The organism is Pseudonocardia sp. MH-G8 (assembly GCF_002262885.1).
Taxonomy (GTDB): domain Bacteria; phylum Actinomycetota; class Actinomycetes; order Mycobacteriales; family Pseudonocardiaceae; genus Pseudonocardia.
The window spans coordinates 1,263,582-1,278,086 of the sequence record NZ_NKYF01000001.1 but is presented as its reverse complement, the minus strand read 5'-3'; the positions used below and the strand labels follow the sequence as shown (position 1 = coordinate 1,278,086).

Annotated in this window: 13 protein-coding genes; 10 read left to right on the top strand and 3 right to left on the bottom strand. The window is 73.3% G+C overall.

Annotation, left to right across the window (positions count from 1 at the left end; all coding sequences use genetic code 11):
• The first annotated feature begins 87 nt into the window (after nucleotides 1-87).
• The gene (locus tag CFP66_RS05925; RefSeq protein WP_233159163.1) at nucleotides 88-1,026 is read left to right on the top strand and encodes an asparaginase; all 939 of its coding nucleotides are present in this window, start codon (nucleotides 88-90) and stop codon (nucleotides 1,024-1,026) included.
• Between the two features lie 57 nt (nucleotides 1,027-1,083).
• Here the strand turns inward: CFP66_RS05925 and CFP66_RS05920 are convergent, their stop codons facing one another.
• Both CFP66_RS05920 and CFP66_RS05915 read right to left on the bottom strand, forming a co-directional pair.
• Nucleotides 1,084-4,026 carry an FAD-binding and (Fe-S)-binding domain-containing protein gene (locus tag CFP66_RS05920; protein ID WP_094920907.1) on the bottom strand — a complete coding sequence of 981 codons (2,943 nt, stop codon included), beginning with the start codon at nucleotides 4,024-4,026 and terminating at the stop codon, nucleotides 1,084-1,086.
• Complete coding sequence (locus tag CFP66_RS05915) at nucleotides 4,023-5,195, bottom strand: alanine--glyoxylate aminotransferase family protein (protein ID WP_094920906.1); 1,173 nt, start codon at nucleotides 5,193-5,195, stop codon at nucleotides 4,023-4,025. Before CFP66_RS05915 ends, CFP66_RS05920 begins: the two co-directional genes overlap by 4 nt.
• A 183-nt stretch (nucleotides 5,196-5,378) precedes the next feature.
• Here CFP66_RS05915 and CFP66_RS05910 point away from each other — a divergent pair, with 183 nt between their 5' ends.
• The 6 genes from CFP66_RS05910 to CFP66_RS05885 all read left to right on the top strand — a co-directional run bounded on the left by CFP66_RS05910 (nucleotide 5,379) and on the right by CFP66_RS05885 (nucleotide 9,873).
• Entirely contained in the window at nucleotides 5,379-6,728 is a 1,350-nt protein-coding gene (locus CFP66_RS05910; protein WP_094920904.1) for an SLC13 family permease, read from the top strand.
• 68 nt (nucleotides 6,729-6,796) lie between these two features.
• Nucleotides 6,797-7,579 (top strand): enoyl-CoA hydratase/isomerase family protein, encoded by a 783-nt coding sequence (locus CFP66_RS05905; RefSeq protein WP_094920903.1) that lies wholly within the window; start codon nucleotides 6,797-6,799, stop codon nucleotides 7,577-7,579.
• A 53-nt stretch (nucleotides 7,580-7,632) separates the two neighbouring features.
• Nucleotides 7,633-8,403, top strand: coding sequence for an IclR family transcriptional regulator (locus CFP66_RS05900; protein ID WP_094920901.1), 771 nt, complete (start codon nucleotides 7,633-7,635; stop codon nucleotides 8,401-8,403).
• Nucleotides 8,404-8,413: 10 nt separating this feature from the next.
• Nucleotides 8,414-8,974, top strand: coding sequence for a class I SAM-dependent methyltransferase (locus CFP66_RS05895; protein WP_094920900.1), 561 nt, complete (start codon nucleotides 8,414-8,416; stop codon nucleotides 8,972-8,974).
• 87 nt (nucleotides 8,975-9,061) lie between these two features.
• Complete coding sequence (locus CFP66_RS05890) at nucleotides 9,062-9,352, top strand: hypothetical protein (RefSeq protein WP_094920898.1); 291 nt, start codon at nucleotides 9,062-9,064, stop codon at nucleotides 9,350-9,352.
• A 113-nt stretch (nucleotides 9,353-9,465) separates the two neighbouring features.
• The gene (locus CFP66_RS05885; RefSeq protein ID WP_233159162.1) at nucleotides 9,466-9,873 is read left to right on the top strand and encodes a DUF6401 family natural product biosynthesis protein; all 408 of its coding nucleotides are present in this window, start codon (nucleotides 9,466-9,468) and stop codon (nucleotides 9,871-9,873) included.
• A 4-nt stretch (nucleotides 9,874-9,877) separates the two neighbouring features.
• Here the strand turns inward: CFP66_RS05885 and CFP66_RS05880 are convergent, their stop codons facing one another.
• Complete coding sequence (locus CFP66_RS05880; RefSeq protein ID WP_094920896.1) at nucleotides 9,878-10,537, bottom strand: TetR/AcrR family transcriptional regulator; 660 nt, start codon at nucleotides 10,535-10,537, stop codon at nucleotides 9,878-9,880.
• A gap of 74 nt (nucleotides 10,538-10,611) precedes the next feature.
• On the opposite strand from CFP66_RS05880, the gene CFP66_RS05875 reads away from it, so the two are divergent.
• From CFP66_RS05875 to CFP66_RS05865, 3 genes are read left to right on the top strand one after another with little or no spacing between them, the layout of a single operon-like run.
• Nucleotides 10,612-11,127, top strand: coding sequence for a 2Fe-2S iron-sulfur cluster-binding protein (locus tag CFP66_RS05875; RefSeq protein WP_094920895.1), 516 nt, complete (start codon nucleotides 10,612-10,614; stop codon nucleotides 11,125-11,127).
• The gene (locus CFP66_RS05870) at nucleotides 11,124-12,143 is read left to right on the top strand and encodes a xanthine dehydrogenase family protein subunit M (protein WP_094920893.1); all 1,020 of its coding nucleotides are present in this window, start codon (nucleotides 11,124-11,126) and stop codon (nucleotides 12,141-12,143) included. The genes CFP66_RS05875 and CFP66_RS05870 overlap by 4 nt, the downstream gene beginning before the upstream one ends.
• Complete coding sequence (locus CFP66_RS05865; RefSeq protein WP_094920892.1) at nucleotides 12,140-14,440, top strand: xanthine dehydrogenase family protein molybdopterin-binding subunit; 2,301 nt, start codon at nucleotides 12,140-12,142, stop codon at nucleotides 14,438-14,440. The genes CFP66_RS05870 and CFP66_RS05865 overlap by 4 nt, the downstream gene beginning before the upstream one ends.
• Nucleotides 14,441-14,505: the final 65 nt, after the last annotated feature.

Below are 14,505 nucleotides of genomic sequence, written 5' to 3'. Positions count from 1 at the left end.
GCCGCTCCTGCGCCGGTTCGGTGACCATGAAGGCGGTGATCCGGGTTCCGGTGCCCGGCGGCGGCGTCGTCGGCATAGCGTGTCGATGTGATCGAGGACGGAGCCGAGGTCCTGGCGCACGTGGTGCGCGGCGGGGTGGTCGAGTCGGTGCACCGGGGGCACCTGGTCGTGCTCGGGCCGGACGGGGCGGTGCGGCTGCGGCGCGGCGACCCGGACGTCACGTTCTTCGCGCGCTCGGCGCTGAAGCCCGTGCAGGCGGTCGCGATGCTGCGCAGTGGCCTCGACCTCCACGACGAGCTGCTCGCACTCGCCTGCGCCAGCCACTCCGGCGAGCCCGCGCACCTCGCCGGCGTCCGCCGCATCCTCGACGGTGCCGGGCTCGACGTCGCCGACCTGCAGAACACCCCCGCCCTCCCGCTCGACGCCGGCGCCGCGTTCGCCTGGCGCTCGGCCGGGAACGAGCCGTCGTCGCTCACGCAGAACTGCTCGGGCAAGCATGCGGCGATGCTGGCCACGTGCGTCGCCGCGGGTTGGGACCGCGCCGCCTACCGGGGCCCGGCGCACCCGCTGCAGCAGGCCGTGCAGGCCGCGGTGGCCGAGCTGACCGGCGACGGCGACCCGGCGCACACCACCGTCGACGGCTGCGGCGCGCCCCTGTTCTCCTGCACCGTGACGGGCCTGGCCCGGGCATTCGCCCGGATCGCCACGGCCGCGCCGGGGACGCCCGAGCACCGGGTGGCCACGGCGGTGCGCGCCCATCCGTGGTGGTTGGGCGGCACCGGGCGGTTCGCCACGCAGCTGATCGGCGCCGTGCCCGGTCTCGTCGCGAAGGACGGCGCCGAGGGCGTGTTCGCCGCGGCCCTGCCCGACGGCGGCGCGGTGGCCGTCAAGATCGCGGACGGCTCCGCGCGCCCGGTACCGCCGGTCGTCACGGCCGCCCTGGGCATCGAGGGCCTGGACGAGATCGGCCGGGTCCCGGTCCTGGGCCACGGCGAGCCGGTCGGCGAGGTCGAACCGCTCCGCTGACGCGGTCGTGAGTGGATACGAGTGCTGCAGCACTCGTATCCACTCACAGGCTGATGGTCAGGCCAGGGCGGCGCGGATCAGTTCCACCGGGTGGTGGGCCCGCCGCGTCGTGCCGTGGGCGATCTGTTGACGGCAGGAGACACCCGTGGCGGCGATGACCGTGGCTCCGGGCTCGGCGCGGACGGCGGGGAAGAGGCGGTCCTCGCCCACCTGCATCGACACCTCGTAGTGCTCGGCCTCGAACCCGAACGAGCCGGCCATCCCGCAGCACCCGGCGTCGACCTCGACGACCTCGGCGCCGGGGATCCGCTTCATCAGGGCCACGGTGGCGGCGGTGCCGACCTCGGCCTTCTGGTGGCAGTGGCCGTGGTAGAGGATCCGGTGCCCGGCGGGCCAGGCGTCCTCGCGCAGGCGCAGCGCGCCGTCGTCGATGGCCTCGACGAGCAGTTCGTCCACGAGCCGGGCGCGTCCGGCCACGTCGGCGACGCGGGGGTCGTCGGCGCCCAGCAGGGCCCGGTGCTCGTCGCCGAGGGTGAGCACGCAGGACGGCTCGACGCCCGCGATCGGACCCTGCGTGCCGGCCAGCGCGTCGACCAGTCCCGACGCCTGCCGCTTCGCCTGGTCGAGCATCCCCTTGGAGAACGCCGCGCGCCCGCAGCACCCCCCGGACTCCAGCCGCACGTCCCAGCCGGCGAGCTCCAGCAGCTCGATCGCCGCGATCCCGATGGCAGGCTCGGTGAAGGAGGTGAACGAATCCCCGAGAAAGGTGAGCGGCCCCCGGCTCCGAGGTTCAGGAAAGCCACTTTCCTGCCCTGCAGGTTCATGAATGTGGCTTTCCTGAACCTCCCGGGAGTGCCACCACGACATCAGCGTCTCCGCCGCGAACGTGGGGAGCGGGCGTTCCGGAGCTATACCGATCGCCCTCGCCATCAGCTTGCGCAGCGCGGGCACGCGGTTCGGGAGGTTGGCCAGGGGGGCGCTCGCTGCGCCGAGGCGGTTGAGGCCGCGGATGCCCGCGAACACCCGCGAGCGCAGCGGGATGCCCTTCGTCTCGTGCTTGTGGTGCAGGGCCTCGGCCTTGAGCGTGGCCATGTCCACCGACAGCGGGCACTCGCTCTTGCAGGCCTTGCACATCAGGCACAGGTCGAGCACCTCGTGCAGCCGGTCGTCGCCGAGCGCGGTGCGCGGATCGGGCTCGGACAGCGCTTTGACCAGCGCGTTCGCCCGCCCGCGGGTGGCGTCCTCCTCGCGGTGGGTGGCCATGTACGACGGGCACATGACGCCGGTGTCGTCCTTGCGGCACACGCCGATGTTCATGCACCGGTCGGCGGCACCGCGCATGCCGTGCTCGCCGCCCGCGATGACGGTGAAGTCCAGGGCCGTGGTCAGCGGCCCGGGCGGCGGCAGCGCCGGTTCCCGCAGGTGCGAGGTCATCGACGGCGCGTCGACGATCTTGCCGGGGTTCATCCGGTCGTCCGGGTCGAAGATCCCCTTGACCCGGCGCATCGCCTCGTAGAGCTCGTCGCCGAACAGCTGCCGGTTGAACTCGCTGCGGGCGAGGCCGTCGCCGTGCTCGGAGGAGTTGGCCCCGCCGAACTCGGCGACGAGGTCGCGGATCTCCTCGGCGACCGACCGCATCTTCGCGACCTCGTCGGGCCGGGAGAGGTCGACGAACGGGCGCACGTGCAGGCAGCCGACCGAGGCGTGGCCGTAGAACCCCGCACGCATCCCGTGCCGGTCGAGGACCTTCGCGAAGCGCGCGGTGTACTCGGCGAGCCGGGCCGGGTCGACGGCGGTGTCCTCGACGAACGCGGCGGGCCGGTTGGTGCCCGTGCTCGCGGCCATCAGCAGCCCGAGGCCGGCCTTGCGGACCTTGAGCAGCGCGGCCTGCTGCGCAGGGGTCTCGGCACGCAGTGTGTGGTAGCCGTGCCCGTGCTTCTCCCACAGCGCAGTCAGCCGATCCAGCTGCACGGTGAGCGCGGCGCGGTCGTCGCCGCTGAAGGAGACGAACAGCAGGGCGTCCGGGTCGTCGCTCAGGATCGTGCCCAGCGCGGCGTACTCGTGTTTCTGGCGGGACAGGTCGAGGATCGTGCGGTCCATCAGCTCGACGGCCGCGGGGTCGCAGGCCAACGCGTCTTCGGTGGCGTCGATCGCGGCCTGGGTGGAGCGGAAGTGCCCCACCGCGATCACGGTGGTCGGTGGCTTGGGCACGAGCCCGACCTCGGCCTCGGTGGCCACGACGAGCGTGCCCTCCGAGCCCACCACGAACTTCGCGAGGTCGAACGAGTCGGTGAGCCGGTCGAGGCGATAACCCCCGGCCCGCCGCCAGAACTTCGGGAATCCGCCGCTGATCGCGTCGCGGTGCGCGTCGACGAGCAGGGGCAGCTCCCGGTAGAGCGCCGCCTCCAGCGTGTCGCCGACGGCGCGGCGGGCGCGCTCGGCCTCGTCGACCGGGCCGAAGCGGGCCGTCGAGGCGTCGGAGAGCACGACGTCGAGCGCGCGTACGTGGTCGATCGTCATCCCGTAGCGGACGGAGCCGCTGCCCGCGGAGTTGTTGCCGATCATCCCGCCGAGCGTGGCGCGGTTGGACGTCGACGTGTCCGGTCCGAACATCAGGCCGTGCCGTGCGGCGGCGCGGTTGAGCTGGTCCTGCACCACGCCCGGCTGCACGCGGGCGGTGCGCGCCTCCGGGTCGAGCGCGACGATCGTGCTCATGTGCCGGGCGAAGTCGAGCACCAGCGCCTCGCCGACGGTCTGCCCGGCGAGGCTGGTGCCACCGCCGCGGGGCAGCACGGGCACCCCGTGCTCGGCGGCCAGCCGCACCGCGGTGACGACGTCGCCCGCGTGCCGGGGCGCGACCACGCCGACGGGCGTGATCGCGTACATGCTGGCATCGCGCGAGTAGAGGTGGCGGGTGTAGTCGTCGAACAGGACCTCGCCCTCGAGCTCACGGTCCAGTGCTCGCTGCAGATCCGTGCTGCCGGCGAGGACGCGCGTCATGCGGCGGCCTCCCGCAGGCTCTCCAGCGCCGCCTCCACACCACCGGGCTTGATCGGGACTCCGGCCAGCTGCAGCCCCATCTGCACGCCGCCCAGCGTGCCGACCAGCGTCAGGTCGTTGAAGTGGCCGAGGTGCCCGATCCGGAAGATCTTGCCGGCGAGCTTGCCCAGTCCGGCGCCCAGCGACATGTCGAACTTCTCGAGGATGATCCGGCGCACCGCGTCGGCGTCGAGGCCCTCGGGCACGAGCACGGCGGTGAGCGCGCCGGAGTGCTCGCGCTCGTCGGCGCACAGCACCTCCAGACCCCACGCGCGGACGGCGGCGCGGGTGGCGGCGGCGTGGCGCTGGTGGCGCGCGAAGACGTGCTCCAGCCCTTCCTCGGCGAGCATCGTGCACGCCTCGCGCAGGCCGTAGAGCAGGTTGGTGGCCGGGGTGGAGGGGAAGAAGCCGCGCGCGTTGGCCTCGATGATCGGTCGCCAGTCCCAGTACGACCGCGGCAGCCCGGCCGATCCCGCCGCGGCCAGCGCCTTCTCGCTGACGGCGTTGAAGCCGAGGCCCGGGGGCAGCATCAGGCCCTTCTGCGACCCGGCGACGGTGACGTCCACGCGCCACTCGTCGTGGCGGTAGTCGATGGACGCGAGCGAGGAGATCGTGTCGACGAGCAGCAGCGCGGGGTGGCCGGCGTCGTCGATGGCGGCGCGGACGTCGGGCACCCGGCTGGTGACGCCGGTGGAGGTCTCGTTGTGCACGACGCAGACGGCCTTGATCTCGCGGGCGGTGTCGGCCGCGAGGCGCTCCCCGATGGCGGTGGGGTCGGCGCCGTGGCGCCAGTCGCCCGGGATGATCTCGACCTGCAGGCCGAGCCGGCCGGCGAGCTCGGACCACAGCGTGGAGAAGTGCCCGGTCTCGCTCATCAGCACCCGGTCGCCGGGGCTGAGCGTGTTGACCAGCGCGGCCTCCCAGGCGCCGGTGCCGGACGAGGGATAGATCACAACCGGTCCCGCGGTGCCGAACACCGGCCCGAGTGCGGGCAGCACGGCCTTCGTCAGCTCCGCGAACTCCGGTCCGCGATGGTCGATCGTGGGTGCGGCCATGGCCCGCAGAACCCGGTCCGGCACGTTCGTCGGACCGGGGATCTGCAGGAAGTGACGCCCTCCGGTGGTGTGCACGCGCGGACCTCCAATGTCGTATCGCGGAAGAGAACTACCGCATCGCGGTTGCGCCGTCCACCTGCCGTCGGCGGCGGAGGCTCCCGGGGTTGACGCTTCGAGTGACCGGAACCATACTCCTCGCCGGAATCATACTTCCGCGATGCGGAACACCTCCGACAACGCCGCCGTGAGGAAGTGCCCATGTCAATCCACCTGATCTCGATCCTCCTGATGGTGGTCGCGTTCGTGATCGCCACGACGTTGCCGATCAACCTCGGCGCGATCGCGCTGGTGGCGGCCTTCATCGTCGGGTCGATCGCGTTGGAAGGCTCTCCGGGCGACGTTGCCGACGGAGTGGTCGCCGGCTTCCCCGGCGGCCTGTTCGTGACGTTGGTCGGTGTCACGTTCCTGTTCGCGATCGCCCGGGCCAACGGCACGGTCGACTGGCTCGTCGACCGGTCGGTGCGCGCCGTGCGCGGCCGGATCGTGCTGATCCCGTGGATCATGTTCGCGATCACTGCCGTACTCACGGCGTTCGGGTCGGTGGTGCCGGCGGCGGTCGCGATCATCGCGCCGATCGGGCTCAGCCTCGCGGTGCAGCACCGAATCAACCCGATGATCATGGGTCTGTCGATCATCAACGGGGCGACGGCAGGTGGCTTCTCGCCGCTCAGCATCTTCGGCGCGATCACCAACGGCGTGGTGGACGCGGCAGGCCTGCCCGGCGACCCGCTGGTCCTCTTCCTCGGCAGCCTCGTGTTCAACACCCTCCTCAACGTCGTTGCGTTCTTCCTGTTCGGGGGGCGCCAGCTGATGGGCCGCGTGGCCGAGGAGCCGGCAGCGGTGGGCGGACCCGAGGTCGCACCGGGCGGCGGGCCCGGCGCAGCCAAGAGCACCACCACGGGTGCCACCGGCGCCGGCTTCACCGAGGGCGAGCGCCGGTCGGTCACGACGCTCGACCGCAACCGGACGTTCACGCTCGTGGCGCTGCTCGGCGTCGCGGTGGGCGCGCTGGGCTTCCAGCTCGACGTCGGGCTTCTCGCCGTCACCGCCGCCGTGGTGCTGTCGATCCTGTCGCCGCAGGCGTACAAGGGCGCCGTCGCCCAGGTCGCCTGGCCGACCGTGCTGCTGGTCTGCGGCGTGGCCACCTACGTCGCCCTCATGGAGGAGAACGGCACGATCGACGTCCTCGGCGAGGGCGTCGCCGGGCTCGCCATTCCGCTGCTGGCCGCTCTGCTGCTGTTCTACATCGGCTCCGTCGTCTCGGCGTTCGCCTCCACCACGGGCATCATCACCGTGCTGATCCCGCTCGCGGTGCCGTTGCTGATGGGCGGGCAGCTCGGTGTGGTCGGCGTCATCACGGCGTTCGCGATCTCGTCGTCCGTGGTCGACTCGAGCCCGTACTCCACCTCGGGAGCCCTCACCGTGGCGAACGCCCCCGAGGAGCACCGCGACTACGTCTACAAGCGGCTCCTCGTGTGGGGCTTCTCGATGGTGCTCCTCACCCCGCCGATCACCTGGCTGCTGCTGGTCGCGCCCGGGTGGCTGTAGGTGCCGGGCCGGGGTGAGTTCGGCTACGTGGACGACGAGATCGAGGAGCGTGTCGGGACGATGCAGCGATGACCACGACTGAGAACGACCTGCTGGTCGAGCAGGACGGGCCCGTCCTGCGCGTGACGTTCAACCGCCCGAAGGCCTACAACGCGCTGACGTTCGCGATGTACGAGGGCCTGTACGACGCGTGCGAGAAGGCCGACGCCGACCGCGACATCCGCGTGCTCGTGCTGCGCGGCGCGGGCGGGAAGGCCTTCGTCTCCGGCACCGACATCGGGCAGTTCTCCGGCTTCGACGGCGCCAAGGGCGTCGAGTACGAGGAGCGGATGACCCGGATCCTGCGCCGGTTGGAGGACACCGAGGTGGCCACGGTCGCCGCGGTCGACGGGTACTGCATCGGCGGGGGCCTCGGCCTCGCCGCCACCTGCGACCTGCGGATTGCCACCAGCGCGTCCCGGTTCGGGATCCCGATCGCGCGGACGCTGGGCAACTGCCTGTCGATGGACACCACCGCGCTGCTCCTGGCGCACCTGGGCCGCTCGCGCACGCTGGACATGCTGCTGCGTGCCCGGCTGCTCGACGCCGCGGAGGCGCACGCCGCCGGGTTCGTCACCCAGCTCGTCGACGACGCGGCAGGGCTGGACGCGGCGCTGGACGAGACCGTCACGACGCTGGCCTCGCACGCGCCGCTGTCGATGTGGGCCACGAAGCAGTCGGTCACGCGCCTGCGCCGCGCGGGCCTGCCCGAGGACGACGACATCGTCACGCGCGTCTACGGGAGCGCGGACTTCGCCTCGGCCGTCGCCGCGTTCGCCCGGAAGGAGCGGGCCACCTGGACAGGGGAGTGATCCCGACCGAATAGGGTCGAGGGCTCGATCAGCAGGAGGAACGGGGTGGACGGATGAGCCAGCCGGACCGCGGCGGCGGCGTGCAGTCGCTCGACCGCGCCTTCGCCCTGCTCGAGCACATGGCCGATGCCGGTGGGGCCGTCGCGCTCTCGGAGCTGGCCACCCGGTCCGGGCTGCCGCTGCCCACCATCCACCGGATCGTCCGCACGCTGGTGACGTCCGGGTACGTGCGGCAGCTCCCGTCCCGTCGCTACGCGCTGGGTCCTCGGCTGATCGGGCTCGGTGACGCCGCGTCGCGGATGCTCGGGGAGTGGGCCCGCCCGCAGCTCGCCGAGCTCGTCGACGAGGCGGGTGAGACGGCGAACCTCGCGATGCGTGACGGCGACGCGGTCGTCTACGTGGCCCAGGTGCCGTCGCGGCACTCGATGCGGATGTTCACCGAGGTCGGCAGGCGGGTGCCGGTGCACTGCACCGGCGTGGGGAAGGTGCTGCTGGCCCAACTGCCGCCCGCGGAGGTCGGCGCGATCCTCGCCCGCACCGGGATGGCGGCCCAGACCCCGCACACGATCACCGACCCGGACCGGCTGGCGCGCGAGCTGGAGCGCATCCGAGCCCAGGGTTACGGCGTCGACGACGCCGAACAGGAGCTGGGTGTGCGGTGCGTTGCCGTGGCGGTGCCGGGTGGCCCGGCGTCCACGGCGCTGTCGGTCTCGGGTCCCGACACGCGCGTGACGTGGGCGGCCGTCGAGCGGATCGTGCCGTTGCTGCAGCAGGCCGCCGCTTCCCTGGCAGGCCACCTCGACGCCCGGGGGGCGATGGCATGAGGGCGGCGGCGTGAACGACGAGCACCTGCGGCTGTGCGCGAGCGCCGAGTGGGCGCAGCTGGTGGCCGACGAGCTGCTGCCCTGGGTGCTGGGCGATGACGAGCTCGGCCCGGACGTCCTGGAGATCGGTGCGGGGCCGGGTCTGGTCACCGATCTGCTCGTCGAGCGCGCCCCGCAGGTCACCGCGATCGAGCTCGACCCGGACCTGGCCGCGGCACTGCGGCAGCGGATGGCGGGTCGCCCGGTCGAGGTGGTCACGGCCGACGCCACGGCGATGCCGCTGCCGACCGGACGCTTCTCGGCGGCCGCCTGCTTCACGATGCTGCACCACATCCCCGATCCGGAGGGGCAGGACCGCGCGCTCGTCGAGATCGCCCGTGTCCTGCGTCCGGGCGGGCTGCTGGTGGGCACGGACGGCGAGGACACCCCGGCTCGGCGCGCCCTGCACGTGGACGACGTGTTCACCCCGATCGACCCGGCCACGCTCGCCGCCCGGCTCAGCGCGGCGGGCTTCGGGTACACGGATGTGGAGAGCAATGGCGACAGGTTCCGGTTCCGGGCCCGCCGCTGAACGGGTCACTCGCCCGGTTGCAGGATGCGGAACGGCCGTGTGGCTGGTAGGCCGTTCCGGGTACCCCCGACGAGGGAGGTGAGCGGCATGGAATGGACCGCTGAGGACGACCAGCAGTTGGCGGAGGCCGTCCGCCGGCACGACGCCGGAGAGGACCTGCGTGCCCGCCCGGGCGAGACCACGGTGCCGGAGTGGGCGATGGTCACCATCGTCCTGGGCCTCGTGGCGCTGACCGGGTCGGTGTTCGCCGTGGTCGTGGTCGCGGCGTTCGGCTCCGTCTGGTGGTTGCTGCGCACGGCGGACGCCGTGGAACCCCAGGAACACGACGCGGACCGGGAGGCCCGCGGACCGTTCGGGGGTCCGGGCATCTGGCTCTGAGCAGGGTCGGTGCTCGCGGTCCGTGCGCGTCCGGTTGCGGCGCGCACCGACCACTGCGCGCTTCGTCACGCCCTGATTCCCCCGCCCGCCGGGGGTGACTAGCCTCCCCGATCGTGGCAGGACTCTTCGACCACCTGGCGAACCATCGGGCCGAGCACCACGCGCAGCGGTGGCTCGCGCGCCTGATGGACCAGGTGGGCGTCCCGGGGCTGGCGGCTGCGGCCTCCGTGCCCGCGTTGCTCGCGGCGGTCGACCAGCACGCTGCAGGCGTGCGCGACATCCTCCTGCTCGGCGTGGAGGGCTCGGCCGCCGCAGCGGGTGCCGTGCTCCTGGCCGGCTACGCGAAGGGCCTGCTCGACGAGGCCGGCACCGACGGCGGCCGGTTGCGCGCCGCCGTGGAGGAGTGCTGGCACCGGGCCGACTGGCTCACCGTCCGCGTGCTCGCCGTCTGCGCGCTGAGCCGCGACGACGACTGGAGGCAGCGCGCGTTGCCGCTGCAGCCGGCTCCCGACGCCGCCTGAGGCGTCACTCCCGCAGCAGTCCGGTGAGGTGGACCCGCACGAACCGGGTCAGCGAGGCCGTGAAGTCCGGGCAGGCGTACGTGCCGGCCTGCTCCGCGTACACGGCCGCCACCTGCGGCGGCGGGTGCGTGGTCTGCCACAGCCCGGCCGCGACGAGGCCGGACGTCATGAGCAGGTCGGTGCACGCGTCGGCGTCGAGTGCGGGCAGGGCCTGCTGCAGCGCGCGCTGAACCTCGACCATGGCCCCGTGGATGGCCTGCTTGAACGCGCGCACGACCTCGATCGAGACGTTGCGTTCCAGCGTGAGGGGCGAGTGCAGCAGGAGCTGGCAGAACAGCGGCCGGTCGGCGACGGACCGCGCCAGTGCGTCGGCCACGTCGTGGGGGGCCGGGCCGGCGGCCGGCAGCGCGGCGACCGCCCCGGCGGCCCACTCCCGCCACTCCGTCTCGGCGAGCCGCAGGAAGATCTCCTCGCGGGTCTCGAAGTACTTGAGCAGGGCGGACTTGTGCATGCCGACCTGCGCGGCGATGCCGGTGAGGCTCACCGCGCCCACGCCGTCGCGCTCGGCGAGCTCGCGCGCGGCGTCGAGGATCGCGGCGTAGCGCAGCTGCTTCTGCTCGGGCCGGCGGGCCCTCAGGAAAGCGGCGGCCAACTCCTTGCTCACCGGGCGACCCTACCCCGAAGTAAGGCAACGATGTTCTCTTGTTAAGGGAACGGCGTTGCCTTACGCTGGCCGCCATGATTCCCGTAGAGCTGCGCGTCAACGGCTCGACCCGGCACCTCGAGCTCGACCCCCGGGTCAGCCTGCTCGACGCGCTGCGCGAGCACGTCGGCCTGACCGGTACCAAGAAGGGCTGCAACCAGGGTGCCTGCGGCGCGTGCACCGTGCTCGTCGACGGCGAGCGGATCGCCTCCTGCCTCGCGCTGGCCGTGCAGTACTCCGGGCGCGAGATCACCACCGTCGAGGGGATCGGGCAGTCGGATCACCTGCACCCGCTGCAGCGGGCGTTCATCCGCGAGGACGGCTTCCAGTGCGGCTTCTGCACGTCCGGGCAGATCTGCTCCGCGCTCGGCATGCTCGCCGAGCACCGGGCCGGAGCCCCGAGCGCGGTCACCGCGGACCTCGACGCGGACGACATCCCGCTCACCGATACCGAGATCAGGGAGCGGATGAGCGGCAACCTCTGCCGCTGCGGCGCGTACGAGGGCATCGTCGCGGCCATCCGCGACGTGGCCGGGGAGGTGGCGCGATGAGGCCCTTCGGCTACGTGAGCGCCCCCGACCTGCCGACCGCGCTCGACGTGGTGGCGGCGGGTGCGCGTCCGCTCGGCGGCGGGACGAACCTGGTGGACCTCATGCGCGAGGAGGTCGAGCGGCCCGAGACGCTCGTCGACCTCACCCGGCTGCCCCTGGCCGACATCGAGGAGCTGCCCGGCGGCGGCCTGCGGATCGGTGCGCTGGTGCGCAACGGCCACCTCGCCGCGCACCGGCTGGTGCGCTCGCGCTACCCGGTGCTCGCCCAGGCGCTGCTGTCCGGTGCCTCCGGCCAGCTGCGCTCCATGGCGACGGTCGGGGGCAACCTGCTGCAGCGCACCCGCTGCCCCTACTTCCGCGACCTCTCCGCCGACTGCAACAAGCGCGAGCCCGGCACCGGGTGCGCCGCGCTCGGCGGCGTCCACCGCGCCACCGCGGTGCTGGGCACCAGCGAGCACTGCATCGCGGCCCACGCGTCCGACATGGCCGTGGCGCTCGTCGCGCTCGACGCGATCGTGGTTCTCGAGAGCGTGCGCGGCGCCCGGCGGGTCCCGGTGGCGCAGCTGCACCGGCTGCCCGGCGACACCCCGCACGTGGAGACCGACCTCGCACCGGACGAGCTGATCACCGCCGTGGAGCTGCCGGCGACCCCCGTCGCGCGGACCTCGCGGTACCGCAAGGTGCGCGACCGGGCCTCGTTCGCGTTCGCGCTGGTGTCGGTGGCCGCCGCGCTCGAGGTGCGGGACGGCGAGGTCACCGACGTGCGGCTCGCCCTGGGCGGAGTCGCCCCGCGGCCGTGGCGCGCCTCGGAGGCCGAGGGTCTGCTGCTCGGCGCCCCGGCCACCGAGGAGTCCTTCCGCCGTGCGGCCGCGGCCGAGCTGGCCCCCGCGGTCGGCAGGCCGCAGAACGAGTTCAAGATCGAGCTGACGCAGCGCGCGGTCGTCGCGGTGCTCCGGCAGCTCGCAACCGAGCGGAGCTCCGCGGAGCGAGCAGAGGGCACCGGAGGTGCGGCGTGACCCAGGCACCGGAGCGGACCCGGCCCACGACGGCCACCACCCCCGCGGTGGGGCGGCCGATCGACCGGGTCGACGGCGCGGTCAAGACCACCGGCGAGTCCGAGTACGCGGCCGACCGGCCCTACCCGGACCTCGCGCACGCCGCGCTCGTGCACTCCACGATCGCGCGGGGGCGCATCACCGCGATCGACACCGCGGCCGCCGAGGCCGTGACCGGGGTGCTCGCCGTGATCACCCACCGGAACGCGCCGCCGTTGAAGCCGCCGGCTGCGCGGGTGAACCCGTTCGACCTCAGCACGATGGCGTCCGGCACGAAGGTCGACTACCTCGGCAGTGACGAGGTGCACTGGAACGGGGAGCCGGTCGCGGTCGTCGTCGCGGAGACCCTGGAAGCGGCGGTGGAAGCCGCGCGGCGCGTGCAGGTCGACTACGCCGCCGCGCCCGCCGTCACCGACTTCCACGCCGCCGAGCACTCGGCCGAGCCGGTGCGCGCGCTCCCGATGATGCCCGGCGGAGGCCGCAAGGGTGACGCGGAGCAGGCGCTCGCCGCCGCCCCGGTGTCGGTCGACCTGCGGTTCACCACGCCGCCGCACAATCACAACGCCATCGAGCCGCACGTCACCACCGCCGTGTGGGACGGGGAGCGGCTCACCGTCCACGAGAGCACCCAGGCGATGGATTTCGTGCGCCGCCACCTCGCGCTGCGGTTCGACGTGCCGGTCGACGGGGTCCGCGTCATCGCGCCGAACGTGGGAGGCGGGTTCGGCGGGAAGGGCTTCGTCTGGGCCGGCACGATCCTGGGGGCGATGGCCGCGCGCGTTGCGAAGCGCCCGGTCCGGCTGGCGCTGTCGCGCGAGGCGGTCTTCCGCACGGTCGGCGGGCGCACGCCCACCGTGCAGCGGGTCGCGCTCGGCGCCGAACGCGATGGCGCGCTGACCGCGCTCGTGCACACCGGGATCTCGCAGGTCGGGCGCGTGGGGGGCATGCCGGAGGCGGTGGGCTCGCAGTCCAAGCACCTCTACGCGGCCGGCACCATCCTCGTCCGGCACAGCACCGCGACGCTCGACATGCTGCCCAACGCGGCGATGCGAGCACCGGGTGAAGCCGTCGGCACGTTCGGCCTGGAGTCCGGGATGGACGCACTGGCGCACGAGCTCGGCATGGATCCGGTCGAGCTGCGCATGCGCAACGAGCCGGAGCGCGATCCGCTGGACGGCAAGCGGTTCACCCATCGCAACCTGCGGGCCGCCTACGCGCGCGGCGCGCAGCGGTTCGGCTGGGCCGAGCGCCCTCCGCAGCCCCGTTCGATGCGCGACGGGCGGTCATTGCTCGGCTGGGGTGTCGCCACCGCCTTCCACATGCCGATCCAGCTTCCCGCGGACGTCACCGTCCGGCTCGCGATGGACGGCACCGTCCTGGTGCGCTGCGGTCTGCACGAGATCGGGGTGGGCGCGGCCACCGTGCAGTCGCAGATCGCGGCCGACGCGCTCGGCGTGCCGGTCGAGACGGTCGCGGTCGAGCACGGTGACTCGGTGCTGCCGGTCGGAGCGATGGCGGGTGGGTCGGGGCAGACCGCGAGCGTGGCGGCGAGCGTGCTGCGGGCCTGCGAGGAGCTGAAGCGGTCCGCGCTCGCGCTGGCCCGTCGCGCAGCCGGCTCGCCGCTGCGCGGGCGGCGGATCGGGGATCTCGCGGCGCGCGACGGAGGCCTCTTCGCCGCGGACGGCTCGGGGGAGACCTACGCGACGATCCTCGCCCGTGCCGGGCGGCCCTCGCTCGAGGGGCGTGTCGGCGCCCGGACGTCGGTCGGCCGCGTCGCCGGTCAGGTGCGGTTCTTCGCGGGCATGATCAACGACCAGCGCCGCCAGGTGCGGGCCGCCACCGGCGCCCACTTCTGCGAGGTCGCGGTCGACGAGGACACCGGCGAGGTGCGCGTGACGCGCTGGGTCAGCGTGTTCGACGTGGGGCGGGTGATGAACGCCAAGACCGCAACCAGCCAGCTGCGCGGCGGGATCGTGATGGGGATCGGGGCGGCCCTCACCGAGGAGACCCAGGTGGACCCGCGCACCGGGCGCATCGTGAACGCCGGCCTCGCCGACTACCACGTGCCGGTGCAGGCCGACGTCCCCGCGATCGACGTCTCCTACCTCGACGAACCCGACCCCACCACCCCGCTCGGCCTGCTGGGTGTGGGGGAGGTGGGCATCACGGGCGTCGCGGCCGCGGTGGCCAACGCGGTGCACCACGCCACCGGGGTACGGGTCCGGGACCTGCCGATCACGCTGGACCGCCTGCTGTAGGTCGCAGACGGGCCGCGGCGGGGCCGACCGCCTCTGCGGCCGACCCCGCCGGGTGCTCCGGGGGG